Source organism: Acinetobacter sp. CFCC 11171, assembly GCF_003268405.1.
In the GTDB taxonomy this organism is placed as follows: Bacteria; Pseudomonadota; Gammaproteobacteria; order Pseudomonadales; family Moraxellaceae; genus Acinetobacter; species Acinetobacter amyesii.
This window is the reverse complement of the sequence record NZ_LQXP01000001.1, coordinates 192,578-209,780: the sequence shown is the minus strand read 5'-3', so window position 1 is coordinate 209,780 and position 17,203 is coordinate 192,578. Positions and strand designations below refer to the sequence as shown.

Annotated in this window: 7 protein-coding genes; all 7 read left to right on the top strand. The window is 38.6% G+C overall.

Annotated features, from left to right (window positions below):
* A complete protein-coding gene (locus AVJ20_RS01005) occupies positions 1-2,511 on the top strand; it encodes a hypothetical protein (protein ID WP_111883807.1) in 2,511 nt (836 codons plus the stop codon).
* A gap of 69 nt (positions 2,512-2,580) precedes the next feature.
* The gene (locus AVJ20_RS01000; protein WP_111883806.1) at positions 2,581-4,524 is read left to right on the top strand and encodes a hypothetical protein; all 1,944 of its coding nucleotides are present in this window, start codon (positions 2,581-2,583) and stop codon (positions 4,522-4,524) included.
* Positions 4,525-4,708: 184 nt separating this feature from the next.
* On the top strand, positions 4,709-5,488 hold the full coding sequence (locus AVJ20_RS00995; RefSeq protein WP_111883805.1) for a TIGR04255 family protein: 780 nt from the start codon (positions 4,709-4,711) through the stop codon (positions 5,486-5,488).
* A complete protein-coding gene (locus tag AVJ20_RS00990; RefSeq protein ID WP_061517813.1) occupies positions 5,488-6,027 on the top strand; it encodes a hypothetical protein in 540 nt (179 codons plus the stop codon). Before AVJ20_RS00995 ends, AVJ20_RS00990 begins: the two co-directional genes overlap by 1 nt.
* Positions 6,028-6,049: 22 nt before the next feature.
* Positions 6,050-6,853 carry a hypothetical protein gene (locus AVJ20_RS00985; protein WP_228157135.1) on the top strand — a complete coding sequence of 268 codons (804 nt, stop codon included), beginning with the start codon at positions 6,050-6,052 and terminating at the stop codon, positions 6,851-6,853.
* A 116-nt stretch (positions 6,854-6,969) separates the two neighbouring features.
* Entirely contained in the window at positions 6,970-16,404 is a 9,435-nt protein-coding gene (locus AVJ20_RS18840) for a PLxRFG domain-containing protein (RefSeq protein ID WP_265735963.1), read from the top strand.
* Positions 16,376-17,152, top strand: coding sequence for a PLxRFG domain-containing protein (locus tag AVJ20_RS18835; RefSeq protein WP_162689706.1), 777 nt, complete (start codon positions 16,376-16,378; stop codon positions 17,150-17,152). Before AVJ20_RS18840 ends, AVJ20_RS18835 begins: the two co-directional genes overlap by 29 nt.
* Positions 17,153-17,203: the final 51 nt, after the last annotated feature.

Below are 17,203 nucleotides of genomic sequence, written 5' to 3'. Positions count from 1 at the left end.
ATGACAGTTACAGTTCCTCAGATTGATATTGTGACGAAAGAAGTCACAGAAAAACTCGATTATTTTGAGCGCAAAGTCAATAGTTATGCAGGTGATGTATCAGAAGCTTTAAGTAATCTTACTGAAATTTCTGTTGCAGAAATTACTCCACCATCAAATCTAGCTAAGCCTAGTGAGTCTGGTTTTGAACCATTAGAGGGTTTAAAAGCACCTGAATTAAATATTGAGCGTCCAGTACCTCCTATTATTGATCTTGATATTGAACAACCTAAAGAGATCGTGAGTCCTCAATTTACTGGTTTAAATATAGATATTCCTGATGCTCCAATTTTTTCAGAGGATTTATCTACACCTGATTTTATTGATGCATCATTGATCCCTGAATTTGACACAGCAATTAATCTACCAACAGCACCAACTTTTAATGTGCAAAATTTTGATGCAGGTACCTTACCAGATAAGATTAATTTAAGTGATTTAATCAAGGATTTAGATTTAAGCGATCTGGAATTACCAGCAACTCCAGAAGCACCAATTTTAAATTTACCCACAGCACCAAGTATGGATGTCATTTCGGTTCCATTAAGACCTGAAATTAGTGACGATGTTGAAATGCCTGATGCCCCAACCATTGTCATTCCAGAAATGGATGCAATGGAAAAAATTCAATTGCCTGATTTCAAATATGAAGAAATTCCTGTATTTGAAGGTCAACCACCTGAGTTCAATATAGCAATTCCAGATAACATAGATGCTTTAATATCTGATGCCAGTCAGGTTGTTAAGCAAGATTATTATGCTTTTAATACTGAGAGTGCAATTAAACCATTGGTATTAGAAATCCGTTCATGGCTAGATGGAAGCCATACAGGTCTTGGTTTACCAGCTGCAGTTGAGCAATCATTATTTAATCGGGCTAGAGAACGTACAAGCCGAGAAACTGAACGATCAGTACAAGAAGCTGTAACGGAGTGGGCAAGTCGTGGTTTTTCAATGCCACAAGGGATGTTGGCAAAGCAGGTCAGTGACATTCGTGATCAAGGTAAACTTGCTATTGCGGATTTAAATCGTGATATTTTAATTCAGTCTTTTGATAAACAACTTGAACATATCCGTTTCTTAACTTCCCAAGGTATGGCATTGGAAAAAATGAAGCAAGATATGTGGCTTGCTTATGTTTCTAATACGATGGAATTAGTTAAGTTTCAAATTGACAGTAAAATCAGTGTGCTAAATGCTCAGATTAGTATTTTTAATGCTCAAAATTCTGCATTTGAAAGTTTGATCACAGTCTATAAAACTAAAATTGATGCAACCATTTCACGAATCAGTGCTTACAAAGCAATGCTTGATGCGCAGGCAGTTATTGGACAACTCAACCAACAAAAAGTTGATGTTTTTAAAGCCAAAATTGAAGCAGTTATGACCAATGTTGAGGTATATAAAGCATTGGTTCAAGGTGCGACTGCACGAGCTGGATTGATTGCGACTAAATTTGATGCATATAAATCTGAGGTTCAAGCGTATTCTGAACAGATTGGAGCTGAAAAGCTTAAAGTCGAAGCATATGATTCTCAAATCAAGGCTGAAACTTCCAAAGCATCCATGTATGAATCTCTTGCTCGTATGTATGCAGCAACTGTAGATGGCGTATCTGCTAAAGCCAATGTTAAATCTAAGCAGATTGAACTCAACCTTGAAGCTGCACGTGTAAAAATATCTGAATATCAAGCAAATATTGAAGCGTACAAGGCGGAAATTGATGCAAAAATGGGTGTTGTTCAAAGCAATACATCAGCATTTAATTCACAAGTTGAATTGTTTAAAGCACAAGCCGACGTTGAAACATCCAGAGTAAATACTCAAGCCAGCATTATTGACTCAATATCACGTACTAAAATCTCTTTTGCTGATGCACAAGCCAAATTTGCTGAAATGAGAATGCGTGTTGGCATTGCAAATAGTGAATCATTGGCTCGATTTGCTGACATGAAATCACGTACAGCGATTGCGGTATCAGAAGCACATTCACGTTATGCAGACCTAAGTTTAAGAACGACGATTGCGAATGCAGATGTTTATAACCGTTATATTGAATCTAAGTCACGCGTTTCTATTTCAAATGCTGAGATGCAAGCACGTTATGCTGACATGAACAGCCGAACCAATATTGCATTTGCTGAAACTCAGTCAAGATATAATGACATGCTACTTCGTACCCAGATTGCAAATGCTGAGACAAAAGCAAGATATGCAGATATGAATGTTCGTACCAATATTGCATTTTCTGAAATGCAATTAAAAGAATATGAAGCCAAGATGCAAAATGCGATACAAAAAGCACAACTTGCATTAGAAGCAGCCAAAGCAGTGGGGCAGTTTTCATCTCAATTGGCAGCAGGTGCGATGTCAGCGATGCATGTTTCTGCTGGGATCAGTGCTAGTGCTTCGATTGGGGGGAGCGTATCGGAAAGTTCTAGCACAAGTACGAGTCATAATTACTCGTACTAACCCTGTAAGGCTAACGCCTATAGCTTAGATTGATTAACCATACATGATATTTATATTGGAATAAGTGTCATGTACGGCTTAAAAAAACGTTCAAAGCAAGATGAAAATGGACTAATTCAAGGTGCAGGTACTGGCACTTCTGATGATATTAAAAAAAATGTTCCAGCAGGTAGCTATATTATGCCTGCTGATTCTACTCAGCAGATTGGTACCAATAATTTAAAAAATATGGGGAGTCCCACGCCAGTTAATCTCAGTAACGGTGAGTTCCAACTCTCGCCTGACCAAGTTCATTCGGTTGGTGTGCAAACACTTGATGCCATGAAAAATCAAACACATGTACCTGTTGATCAACCTCAATTGGGTTTCAAGCCTGGTCAAAATAAACCTGAGTTATTTTTTGCAAATGGTGGACTGGTACCAAGTGCCTACCCAAGTGCAGATGATATTCGTCGTGCACAACAAAATAGAATTGGTGGACCACAAATGCGTGATGTATCTGGTATCACTCGTGATGTGAATAGATCTTTACCAAGCACAACAGTAAATACACCATCAACAACCAGCTCACCATCAGCAAGTCCAAGCAATCCAGCACCAACACAAGGTGGCGGTTTTGGCGCAAGGTTTAATTCATTGCGTCAAGGTATTAATCGTGCTGCAAATACTGGACTGGGTAAATTAGGTACAGTGGGTGCATTAGCAAGCACAGGGTTTGCAGTTGCAGATACACCAACGGAGCAGTATCGTGAGCGTTTTGGGTTGGGTGATTATAATCCTGAAGATTCCAACGGAATGCTCTTTGCTAAGGATTTAGGTGTCCGCGCATTGGGTGCTGCATCAGATTTAGGAAATGCAATGACACTGGGACAAGCTGGTCGGTTTTATGCAGACAAACAACGTATTGCAAGTGAAGCAAAGGCAGCTCAACCTGAATTTAATACCAAACAAAATAATCCAAATACTGTTGTAAATAATCCATTTGGTAATAATAAAACACCACCTACCACACAAACACAGCCTGAAGTTCAAACTCCATCAAGATCTGTACAGAACTCTGATCCTTATGCTATTCAACAAAAAGGAAACAGTTTTAGCTATGCTAATCCTAGTGCAGCAGCCCAAGCGCGCGCAGATGGAGTTCGAGAAGGTGAAGGACTAGGATTCAAAGTAAGACCTGTAAATGATCCTAAAGGTGTGGCAAATTTCATGAAAAATACTCAAGAAATGGGACCGACTGAACAACAGATTCAAAATGCAATTGCTCAACGTGAAATGAATTTAGGCTTGGGTATGCGAGGTTATGGTGGTCGCCCACGATTACCTGATGTTCGTACATCTGAACAAGAAGCGCAATTACAAGCTGAAATTGCAAGAGTAAGCGCACCAATCCCAGGTTCAAAAGGATTAACAGCAAGCCAACGAAATCAAATTAATGATCTCCAAATGGGATATTCTAACCGTGCAAATGATGTATACAAAACCGATGCGAACAACGTTGCTGCTTTACAGCGTGAAGCCATGGGGCAAGCTGGACAGAACTATCGTACGGAACTAGGTGAGCAAGGTACTAATAACCGATTTAATGCAAATTTAGGCTTTGATGCACAAAAATTCCAAGCAACCAATGATTTAGCGAATCGAGAATTTAATCTTAATGCCACTGAAAAAGGTTTTGGTATTCGTAACTCAGCACGATTAGAGAAATTGTACGAGCAATATGATGCTGCGAAATCGGATGAAGATCGTAAATCCATTCAAGAAAAAATTAATCGTTATGCAGGTAATAAAGCAGATACTGGTAAAGACCGTTATATGACTGTGGGTGGTGGTCAACAATGGGATGACAAAGCTGGAGGAACACTCACTCAACCGCAACGTTTGTTTGATACTCAGACACGGCAATTTGTTGATACGCCACAAGGGAATCCTCCACAACGAGCGGTAGGTACAATTTCAAAGGTAGGTGATAAGACTGCTGTTTGGGATGGTGAAAATTGGGTTCAGCAGTAAATATAAAGCAATTTTAACGATGGTTTCAGACTATATAGGCAACTTAAGTCAATATATTATTGATATTAAGATGCCTTTATAAAAAAATTAAACGAAAATTACGATGAAGATACAGATATGATTTTAATTGGGTAATTTTATGGGTAATATATACTTTATAAATTGGGTAATCTTGTGAAAAACTATGAGTAAATATGAAAAACTAACAAATCAACCTCTAGTTGTTGTTTTGGCAGAATTCCGTTTCTCAAGCATTCTACAAATGGAAAATTACATCCCTGCATTTCAGAATTTTTTGAGACAAGATTTCCCTCTTTTTTCAACAACAGAACAACAAGAAATGATAATTGAGCAACAAGGTATACGTGTAAATAGCTCAACTGGATGGGTGTTTTTGTCAAGTAATAAAAAACGGGCAATAATTCTTGATAGAAGTCGATTAGTTATTCTCAGTAGTGAGTATGAACGCTTTCCTAATTTTTGGAATGATTGTAAAAAAGCTCTCGATTTCTTAATCCAGGAAGTTAAACCAACGCTCCTATTAAGAGTAGGATTACGTTATTCTGATGCTATTATTGAAAAAAATAAAGAAGAACCTATTGAATCGTATGTTCAATCAGTAGTTTGTGAAGCTGGGAGCATGGATGGCGTAGGAGATCAGGTTCATCGGATTAATGAGACTATTTATAAAACACAAGCAGGTATTATTGCAATTAGAAGTTTATATGGCGTACTCAATTTACCTGTATGGCAAGATTTAGTTGAGTCTCCAATTACTTTTCATAAGGACACAAACTTTAGTAAAAGAATTTTATTAGATTTTGATCATTATTGGCAGCCTGAAGGAGAGACTCAATTATTTGAGTTAGACTTTATTTCAAATAAAATGGAAGAGTTACACTTAATTACTAGGAAAGCTTTCTGGGAAATTACAACTTTTGAAGGTCGGGAGGTTTGGAAATAATGGATATAGCAGCTTTCACTGTATCTACAGTACTGAACATCAGGGCATTAAGTGATCATTCGGGTTCAGTGTTTGTTCAACATGTAGTATCAGAACCTAATCACTATTCAACTGGTAGTATTTCGCCTAATTTTGCTTGGTTGGCTGAACATTCAAGAACTGGCCAAAAATATACAATTCTTAATAAGCAAACAACTATTCTTGAGCAAAATCTTGATTTCATTAAATCAACTTTTTCTTTAACAGAAGAAGAACTTGCTAAAAGTATTGGAGTTACAAGGAAAACTTTACTCAATTGGAAAAAGTACGAATCCGAACCAAATAAGGAAAAAACTCAAAAAATGTTTGAGTTATACATTCTTGCAAAGAATTGGAAGGGTGCACAGTTTCCTACAGACAACATTAAATTAAATAGTCCTGTACTAGATGGTAAGACTATTAAAGATCTGTTACAGGATTCAAATAGTGATAGCGAAAAAATATTATTCGCTGGCAATCGTTTAATGCATCAATCTATTGGTGAAACTGATTTAATTTGAGGTTTGAATTGTGCGACATTGGATGGAAGAAAGTGGTTGGTTGCAAGGTTGTATTGTTAAGCCTGAAGATGTCGCCCATTTATTAGATTTAGCTGGTAAATCAGAGTTATTTGCCGATGATGTTTTATTGATTGTTGCATCAGGTTCGTGTGATGTGGCAAATAGTTCAGATTTAGTGATTGAATTTTCTATTGCACGATATGTAGATAAAGACCCTGGTTTTGGTAATTTTTGCTTTAACAAAAACCCTAGAAAATTGAATTGCACTCTAGAATCTTTACAGGGAAATAAGTATGTCACTTTAATTGCTTTTGAAAAAATTTGTATAATTAAAGACGATATTCCTGAAGGAATTTTACCAAACCTGGAAATTCAATTCACTCAAGAGGAATTAAATTTCTATATTGATTGGTTAGCATCTAGATACAAACGCCCTGCGTTTCCAACAGAGTTTGATCGTCGAATAGACGCTGCTTGGAAAAAAGACAAGCGTAAAAAAGCTGTATCAAAGGTAAGTAACAACTTAATCGGAATATATGCAAAAGTTTATCCTGACAAGGAAATTGCAGATGGTGAAAATTATTTTGTTGATTTATTGGCTTTAGTTGTACCAAATTTAGAAGATGAAGACTTAAAAGCTATTAATTCCATAACCGATAAGTATAAAGAGGCATTAATAGAGGCTAAGATGAATGTGGGAGAGACAAAAACTGTGACAGAGTTTCAGGTTTCTGTTGGTACATTAAAGCAATATAAGAGATTTAATTTAGATGAATTATCATATAAAAATGATGATCCATTACCTCCAGAAATTTCGATGAATTAAGAGAGTTATATTTTACACGTTATATAAACTAGTAACACATTTTTCATTATCCCCTGTAAGGTTCGACCAAATTCTAAATAAAAATCATGATAGACGCATAAAATTAGGAGTGCGTCATGTCAGATCAAAACCAAATCGATTGGGAAAAAGGAACTATTCAAGAACCAAATCAGATAGATTGGGATAATGGTCAAATTTCACAACCTAAAGAAAAGAAAGATAAAGGTTTTCTTGGTCAAGCAAAAGATCATGCAGTTTCCTTTCTTGGCAAGGGTACGCTAGCCGTAGGTGAGGTAGCAGTCGGTCTAAGTGACATGATGTCCGATGGTGCTACAGGTAAAATACTTTCCGAAAAACTTGGTTACGACCCAAAAGCTGCCAAAAATGTAATGACAGGTTGGCAGTCTGAGCAATACCAACAACAATTAAAAGATTCTGCAAATATTGGCAATCGAAAAATTGAGGAAGGTGACGACTTCGCAACAAAGGTTGGTAAAAAATTCGACAATGCTGTTGATATAACAAAAAATGCCATCAACAACCCATCACTTATCACAAATACCGTTGCTGAATCTTTACCTTCAATGCTAGTTGGTGGCCTATTAGGTCGTGCCTCTGGTATAGCCAATCCTGTTGTGGCTGGTTCTGTAGGTGAAGGTGTTGCTATGGCAGGTAGCCAAGCTGAACAAATTCGCCAAGAAACTGTAGATGGACGATTAACCGCAGATCAGTCTCTAGCAAGTGTGGCTACTGGTGCCCTTGGTGGCTTGTTTGGCTATGCTGGTGGTCGTCTTGCTCAGAAAATGGGCTTATCAGATGTTGATACAGCCATGCAAACAGGGCGTTTAACCACGCAACAAGTGGGTGAAGAAATTGCTAAGACACCGATGAGGGCAATTCCAACTGCTGTGATCAAAGGTGCAATTTCAGAAGGCTTCTTAGAAGAATTACCTCAATCCGTTTCAGAGCAAATTTTACAAAACTTGGCATTAGATAAGCCTTGGCATGATGGTGTTGAAAATGCAGCAGTCATGGGTACTTTGGCTGGTATGGCAATGGGCGGTACAGTCAGTGGTGCGGGTAAAACTGGTGATTGGTGGAATAGTCGATCTGACACAGGGCCACAAGATAACCAACAACAATCAGGCTCACCTAATCTACCATCGGCACCTCCACAATTAGGTTCAAACCCAAATAGTGCATTGACCGGTGAATATATCCCACGTGAAAATGTGCCACAGGGGGCTAATCAAGGTCGCACAGCTTTTGTTTATGATCAGCCATCAATGGAGGCTGATAACTTATTAAACAATAATGGTTTTGATCAGGGCAATGCGGCAGCTGGTAATCCAACCAGTCCAGGTACGCCACCGGCACCGAAGGGCAATTATTTTGATGATGGTTATGGCAGTGAAGCAGCCTTTGATGATTTACTGAATGCTGTACCGCCAGCCAGCCAAACGCCTTCACAGCAAATGGGGATCAATCCTAATGATGGCCCTATGTCATCTGCAGCGGCTTTGGCTGTAGATAGTGGAGTGACATCAACAGGATTATTAACTTACTCAGCTGAGCAGGAAGATGGTCAGCAATTAAGTTCTGTACCTACAGATTACCGTACTTTTTTGGGTGAAAGCCAACAGGCTGCGACGCAACCTGAGTTATTGAGTTCTTTACAATCTCAGGGAAATAGCAACAGTGGTGCAGTTAGCAATAATACAAGTACAGCCACAGCATCTGATATTGAGACCGAAAAACTTGATTTAAATACACGTATTCAAGAGGCCCAACAAAAGTTTGATGCAGAAACAAGCGTGGCCCAAAAAGCCCAATTAAGACGTGAACTTAACAGTCTGAATGGTAAGTTAAAACAGGTAGAAACCCAAAAATTAAATGAACAACACAAACAAAAAATAGATGTTGCAGCGAATGAAGCTGCAACTAGTTCTGGTAATAATTTACCAGCACCTACACAAGCACAAATTGAAGCAGGCAATTATAAAAAAGGCCACATTAAGGTTCATGGTTTAGATATTGCTATTGAAAGTCCGCGTGGCTCCACACGTAGTGGTAAAAACCCTGATGGTAGTGACTGGTCGCACACGATGAGTGACCATTATGGTTATATCAAAAAAACCAAAGGGGCAGACCAAGAACAGTTAGATGTGTATGTAGGCAAGAACCCTGAATCAGAACGTGTCTTTATCGTTGATCAATTAAATCAAGATAATGATCAATTTGATGAGCATAAAATTATGCTTGGGTATCAAAGCCTAGAAGAGGCTGAGCAAGCGTATAAATCTAACTTTGATCCAGGATGGAAAGTTGGTCCTATTCGTTCATTATCAAAAGATGAGTTTAAAAGCTGGTTGGATAATGATGATACCGTGCGTCCAGTCAGTGAAAAAGTTCAGCCTAAATCAGATCGTATTGCTGATAAAAAGGAAGTTGTGACTACAGCAACTGGACGTTCATTTGAGGTTCAGCATAAGTTAGTGGAAGCTGCTGATTTAATCACATCAAATAATCCTAATGGACAAATTAATCCTAATTATCCTCAAGAGTTACAACCAAGAGACCGTACTCGCGCTGCGTCACAAATGCAAATTACGGAAATTGCGAATCAGTTAAATCCATTATTGCTTGGTGAAAACCCGAACGCTTCTGATGGAGCACCAATTGTTTCAGTGGAAAACATTGTTGAAAGTGGTAATGGTCGTTCTATGGCGATTACTAAGGCATATATGGAAGGTAAGGCAGAGCATTATCGACAGTGGTTGAAAGAGCAGGGTTATAACACTGATGGTATGACAGCGCCTGTATTGGTACGTGAGCGTATTACACCAATGACTTCTGCAGAACGTATTGCTTATACAGGTGAGGCAAACCAACGTTCCACACTTGAGCTAAGCGATAGTGAACAGGCGAAATCCGATGCTGCAAAATTAGGTTCTATTTTGCATCAGTTTTATGGTGGGGAAATTGACTCTGCACAGAATAGAAACTTTGTTAAATCCTATGTCAATGGAATTGCATCATCGAATGAACGAGGTAGCTTATTAGGTGCAGATGGTGTTTTGACCCAAAAAGGTTTACGTCGTATTCAAGCATCCTTGGTTGCACGTGCCTATGGTGATCAAACTTTGATTTCTGATTTGTTTGAAAGTTCTGACAGTAATATTAAGGCGATTGGTGGTGCCTTAATGGATGTTTCAGGGTTCTGGGCAAATATGCTTGAAATGGTTGATCAGGGTGTCATTTCAAAAGATGTAGATATTACGGCCAACTTATTGGAAGCTGTAAATCTTATTAAAAAGGCACGTAGAGAAGGTCGATCTGTTTTTGATTTAATGAATCAAAGTGATATTTTTTCAGGTGAAATTGATCAAGTTACACAAGACTTTCTAAGAATCTTTTACTCAGGTGATAAACTGACTCGTGCAAGAAGCCGTGAGAAAGTTGCCACTGCACTTAAATACTATATTGATAATGCACTTTCCACTAAATCAGGTGTCAACTTGTTTGGTGAGAATGACCCTACTGGCGCAGAAATTTTAAGGACTACACATGAACAAGTCAGACGACAAGAAACCGAAAAGCAACAAGACATCTTCACTAGCCCGCAACCTAATGAACCAGACACTGGCACAGTTGGCGGTGGACGATCAGGACGAGGAGCTATTGCAGGAAGTGAAACAGCGCAAGAACAATCAGAGCCTACAAAAGCCTTAAAGAAGACAGCTCCAACATCTGAAAAAGAAATGATTCAAGATTTTGGTGAAAAAATTGGTGGTGCTCGTAAAGATACTTCAGTGAAGACTGGCCCCAAAACCTCTGGCACTACTACAAAGGACAATCGTCCAACTTGGGCCAAGCGATTTGAGATTACTGAAATTGCAGCCTCTACCAATTCAAATGAAGTTGGTAAATGGATTATCACGGATACAAGAAAAAAGGATTGGAAGGGGAATGCCAAGCAACTAGGCAAACAATTTTTTGATTCCCAAAAAGATGCTGAACTTGCACTACCAATTCTAGCTGTAGCTCAAAAGCATCGTGTGTGGGCTGCTGGAAAAGATAGCTTTTCTATCTATCGTGAAATTAGTGATCGGAAGCGCGTTAAAGTTGTCGAACAAGAATTTCAAACACGTGAAGATGCTATGAAATATATGGCAATCCATGCGATTGAAATTCTAGAAACCAATACAACTTTTGGGGAAATTGATCTTCCTCGACCTGAAAATACGGTAAGAAAAGGACTAGATCGCCGTAAAGGTGATGCTAAAGATGCTGATTTTATTCGTGTGTTTGGTTTCCGTGGTGTTGAATTTGGGAACTGGAATAATCAGTCAGAACGCCAAGAGCTATTAAATGATGCCTTTGATGGTCTCATGGACTTGGCTGAGATTTTAAATATCCCACCTGCAGCAATTAGCCTAAATGGGGAACTCGCTTTAGCGTTTGGTGCCAGAGGGCAAGGATTAAGTGGTGCAAAGGCGCACTATGAACCCGAACGTGCTGTGATTAACTTGACCAAATTGAATGGCGCAGGTTCATTAGCTCATGAATGGTGGCATGCATTAGATCACTATTTTGGTCGACAAGATGGCAAAGCCCCATCTGAATGGGTAACGAACGCGGATGGCAGTCGATCATTAAAGATTGCAAAACACTTTGAAGATATGAGCGTCACTTCTGGATTCTCTTATAAATCAAATGTTCGTGAAGATGTGCAAGAAGCCTATAAACAATTGGTACAGACAATTTTTAGAAAATCTGAAAACTATATTGAAGATACTGTTAAGGTTGAAAGCTTCGTTAGTTCTGCGAGAAACAACTTAAAAGATCAATTAGATAAGTTACGTGCTGATCTTAATCGTGAGCTTGATCCTAAATATTACAAGCGCTTTAACAAAGCTGCCTCAGCTGAACAGCTGGCTGAGTTTGATACGGTTGCTGAGTTATTGCTTACAGGTACGGCACTTACTACGGAAATACGTCACAACAATAATAAGAATAGTCGAAATATATTTAGTGGTGCACGTTGGTCTAATGATGCCCTAGATAAATTAAGTGTGATTTATAAATCTGTCCGTGGTAGATCAGGGTTTAATGCTGAACAAAAGGGTGTATTAGACCGATTACGTCAATACATGAATACCTATGCCCAACGCCTCAAACTATTGGCAGAAGCTCAAAATGGTACAGAGAAAGCGAAAATGATACCAACGGATTTTGCTATGAACGCAAAAGAGTTAGATCAGGGACGCGGTACAGATTATTGGATTACTACTCCTGAAATGACAGCACGTGCATTCCAAGGGTATGTAGAAGATAAAATTTCTCAAAATAGTGGCTACAGTCCGTTTCTGAATTTTGGCCCTGAGAGTGCTGCGATTTTTACCCCATGGGGTTTTAAGCGACCATTTCCTACTGGTACAGAACGAAAAGCAATCAATGCAAAGTTTTCTGATTTGGTTGATACACTAAAAACAGAAGAAACAGAAACAGGGATTAAACTTTATAGCCGTGACAAATTAAAACCTGATAACGAGCGTAGAGGTACTTCACCGCTAGATACTACCTTTAATGCTTTATCAGTTGTCAGTGCTACTCGACGAGTCCTTTCTGTTCTTCAACATCTCAAACTGTCCGCTACACAAGATTCGTCGATTAGTGGTCGAATTACTGTTGGAAGTGCTGGAATTAAGGGGGGATTTGATGTTCAAGTTATTTCTAGCTTTGATGGACTTCCTACGGAAATACAAAAAGATGCCACATACCAAGATGAAAATGGCAAAACCCAAAACTATGATGTTAGTGCTGTTTGGCATAAGGGTACACTCTATGTAGTTGCTGATCAGGTATATGGAGATAATGAAAAACAGATTACTACATTTGATGCTTATGAGGAAATGTTAGCGCATGAAATCATTGGCCACTTTGGTGTACAACAGATATTTGGCCAAGAATATAAAACCAAGTTGCAACAACTCTATAATGCTTTAGGTGAGCTTGAAGGCATCCGCAAAATCGCCAGTAAAAATGGTGTAAATATGGCACAGTTTGAAAGTGCATATATTGAGCCATATACCCAAGGTGCGAAAGAAGGAATTTATGCTGAATCAGATGTACAACAAGCCTTGGTTGGAGAATTATTTGCTTTTGTTGCACAAAATGCTAAGTCACGTCCTTTTGTACGTCAAAAGCTAAAAGAAGTTATTGGATATATTCGTCAGTGGTTCCGTGATCGTGGCTTTGATAAATTCCTTTCACGTTACAATGATGCCGATTTGATGATGTTTTTGTCAGAAGCTCGTAAGGCTGTAGTTGATCGAAGCTATTTTGGGAAATATAAAAATCAAGAATTTTCATCTAAGAACAATTCTGATAGTCCGCTTTATAGCCGTCGCACTAAAAGTAATTCAGGTTCTACAACTCAACAAGTACGAGACGTGTTGATTGATCGTTTTGGTAAAGAGACCATTGATGAGCTTGAACGACAAGGTAAGCTTGAGATTATTCAAGACTATCAGGTTGAGGGTGTTGAGGGTTTTTATCACAATGGCAAAGCCGTACTTGTTGCATCGAATCTGACTGCTGAAAGCACAGTGCCAACATTCTTACATGAGTTGGGTGGTCATGCTGGTTTTCAAAATATGATGAACCAGAAACAATATAATGAATTGATGAATCAATTTAATAAATTAGTTGAGCAGGGTAATCCTGTTGCTTTAGCTGCAAAGATGCTTGCAGAACGAGAACAAGGCTCTGAACGTCAGCAGCTTGAATATTTACCATATTTATTAACTCTTTCATCCACTATGCAACAACGTAATGTGATTCAACGGAATGCACTACAAAAGTTGATTAACAATATTGTTTCGTATGTAAAAGCATGGGTATTTGATAATTTTGGTATCAATCTTAATTTGAATCCTGGTGATATGCTTGCACTATCAGAACGTATGATTGGGCAAATTAAACATCAATCATCATTGGATTTAATTCGTCAAAAATATCATGGCACAAATAAATGGATGACAGCACCAAACGGTGCAAAGACACATCTTTCAGAACAACAATGGTTACAAGTTCGCACACCAGAATTTAAGAAATGGTTTGGTGATTGGGAAAATGATGCAGCAAATGCTTCACAGGTATTAGATGAAAATGGAGAACCTAAAGTTGTATATCATGGTACAGCATCTGAGTTTAATGAATTTAAACAAGGCCATGGCATATTAGGTGATGGTATTTACTTAACTGATAGTTTTGATACAGCAGATGTATACGCCAATATCCGTGGGGAAAATGGCTTTGTACTTCCATTATTTGTAAACATTCGGAATGCGTTCAAAACTACAGGTAATGTTTCACGTGATGAATTTGTAGAAGCGACAACTTCTGGGAAATATCAGGGAATTGTTCATCAGTTTGAAAATCAAGAATATATTGTTGCGTTAGAGCCTAATCAAGTAAAAATGGCTGAGGGGAATAAAGGCACATTTAATAGTGAAAGTTCAGATATTAGATTTAGCCGATCTTCAAATGATGTTGCTGATCGCCTAAGTGAAAATATTAAAAATTTGTACAGTGGCAACTTTAAACTACCAAGTATGGCTGATGCAATGAAATATGGTTTGATGTTTCTGAGTCGTATGCAGATCACAGATATTTATAAAAAAATTCTACCTCAGTTATCTGTATATAATGACTTGGTGCATCAGATGGATGCTGATAAAAATGATATAGCTGCTCATGCAGATAATATTGTGCGTGAGTGGGCTAAGTTAAATAAAAGAATCGATAAGAATGACCCTAACTCTAAAACAGAAGAAGAAGCATTGGCTGACTTAATGCATGAAGCCACTTTGGCTCAGATCGACCCAGCCAAGCCATACCAGTCAGGTGATGATAAAGTTAAGTATCAGCAATTATATAAAGCTTACAACGCTTTATCTCCTGAAGCTCGAACAATGTATAAAAAAGCACGTGATGCTTATAGTGGGCATTATGCCAAAGTACGTGAGGCGGTCAGGGAGCGTATTTTAAGGTCTGCTTTGAGTAGTGAGAGAAAAGCTGATTTATTGAAAAAAATCGAAGGTTCTTTTGGTCAAATTAAAGGTGTTTATTTTCCATTGGCTCGTTTTGGTCAATATGTCGTTGTGGCACGTAATCAGAATGGTGATGTGGAGAGCATTAGTCGTGCTGAAACTGAAAATGAGGCGAAGGCTTTACGTGAGCAATTGATAGAAAAATATCCTCAATTAAAAGTGGATTCTGTTATCCGTGATCAAGAGTATAACGCCTTACGTGATAAGGTTGGGCGTGGCTTCATGTCAGACCTGTTTGATGAGGTGGGTAATCTTGGCTTAGATGCAAAAAAACAAGCTGAATTTGAAGATACATTGGGGCAGCTATATTTATCTTCCATGCCTGATTTAAGTTGGGCAAAACATGGTATTCACCGTAAAGGAACTGCGGGATTTAGTAATAATGCTAGACGTGCTTTTGCGCAAAATATGTCAAGTGGGGCAAGTTATTTAGCTAAGTTGCGCTATGGTGATCAACTTACAGCACAGCTAGATGAAATGGAAGAATATGCTAAGGCTCAAATCAAAAAGGATCCTAGTTATAGGCAGCCTTTAGCATCCGCAGTCATTGATGAAATGAATAAGCGCCATAAAAATCTAATGAATGCAAAAGGGAATGCTGTATCTTCACTTTTAACCAGTATGGGATTTATCTATTTTCTTGGGTTGTCACCAGCAGCTGCAATGGTGAATATTCTGCAAACCCCACTTGTTGCATATCCTATTCTTGGAGCAAAATTTGGATTTGATAAAGCAGGTATAGCACTTTTAGGAGCGTCTAGCGATTATGCTAAAGGTGTTGGGTTTGAGATGCCTGATTTTACGGACTTGGAGAGTTTCAGAAATAGTCTTAGTGATTCAATTGATCCAGATATAGCAAAAGTATTAAAAGAACATGAAAAGCAGGCTTATGAAAAAGCTGTTTCTGCTGGTGTGATTGATGTAACACAGGCACATGATTTAGCAGGGATTGCTCAGGGTGAAGATAGTGGCGTGATGTGGAAGATGAGACCTATCATGCGCGCAGCATCTCTTATGTTTCATCATGCTGAACGTTTTAACCGTGAAGTGACTTTTATCGCTGCGTATCGATTATCTAAAGAAAGCGGTATGGCAGATCATGATGCATATAAACAAGCAGTAAAGATGACTTACGATGGGCATTTTGATTATTCAGCTTCTAACCGTGCCAGATTTATGCAGGGTAACGTAGCCAAAGTCATTTTTTTGTTCAAGCAATTTGGACAGAATATGATCTATACCATTGCACGTCAGTCTTACATCGCTCTAATTGGTAAAAACCACACTAAAGAGGAAAGAATAGAAGCTGCAAGGGCGATCAGTGCAATACTTGTAACTCACGCTTTGGCAGCAGGTGTTCTTGGACTACCAATGGTAACTACAATACTAGCTATAGCATCTGGTCTTGTTGGAATGGCAGGGGGGGGGAGATGATCCATGGGATGCAGAAGTCGCTTTACGCAATGGTTTAGCTGATATGACGAGTCCGAATTTCTCAAATTTGGTGATGAAAGGATTATCACGTGGTACATCAGCAGATCTGTCTGGTCGAGTTGGTTTAGATAGTATGTTTTTAGCTAGAGCACCCGATGGTTTAGAGGGGCAAAAGCTTTATGAACAGTTAATATTAGGCAATATGGGTGCAACAGTCGGAATGGGGGCGAATATTGCAAAAGGTATACAAGAGCTTGGCCAGGGGAATTATGCTCGTGCTCTTGAAGAAATGTTGCCTACTTTTGCTAAAAATCCTTTTAAGGCATATCGGTATGCTACAGAAGGTGTACAGGATAAAACAGGTGTGGATATTTTGGATGGTCATCCAGTATCAGGTGCAGGAATATTCAGCCAGACAATTGGTTTCTCACCAAGTCAGGTGCGTACAGCATATGAAGGTAAATCAGCGATCTATCAACAACAACAAGCTCTGCAAAAACGTAAATCCAAATTAACAGCAAATTGGGTCCGAGCTAAACGCAATGATGATCAAGAGGGCATGGACTCTGCATGGAAAGATATTCAGGAATTTAATGAGGTTAATCCTAAGTTACGGATTAACCGTATAAATTTAATGCAAAGTTATCATCAAAATGCCAAACGTATTCGTGATGCTGAAAATGGCGTTTATCTTTCTAAGAAGTATCGTGATATTGGTGATTATGGACGATTTGCTGAAACGGATTAGTAAAAACTACAAAGCGACTGACTAGGTCGCTTTGTTCATTTTCTATATTGA

What these genes read in the sequence shown, in the direction of transcription:
- AVJ20_RS01005 (WP_111883807.1), top strand. Translation starts at nt 1, where the DNA reads ATGACAGTTACAGTTCCTCAGATTGATATTGTGACGAAAGAAGTCACA.
- AVJ20_RS01000 (WP_111883806.1), top strand. Translation starts at nt 2,581, where the DNA reads ATGTACGGCTTAAAAAAACGTTCAAAGCAAGATGAAAATGGACTAATT.
- AVJ20_RS00995 (WP_111883805.1), top strand. Translation starts at nt 4,709, where the DNA reads ATGAGTAAATATGAAAAACTAACAAATCAACCTCTAGTTGTTGTTTTG.
- AVJ20_RS00990 (WP_061517813.1), top strand. Translation starts at nt 5,488, where the DNA reads ATGGATATAGCAGCTTTCACTGTATCTACAGTACTGAACATCAGGGCA.
- AVJ20_RS00985 (WP_228157135.1), top strand. Translation starts at nt 6,050, where the DNA reads ATGGAAGAAAGTGGTTGGTTGCAAGGTTGTATTGTTAAGCCTGAAGAT.
- AVJ20_RS18840 (WP_265735963.1), top strand. Translation starts at nt 6,970, where the DNA reads ATGTCAGATCAAAACCAAATCGATTGGGAAAAAGGAACTATTCAAGAA.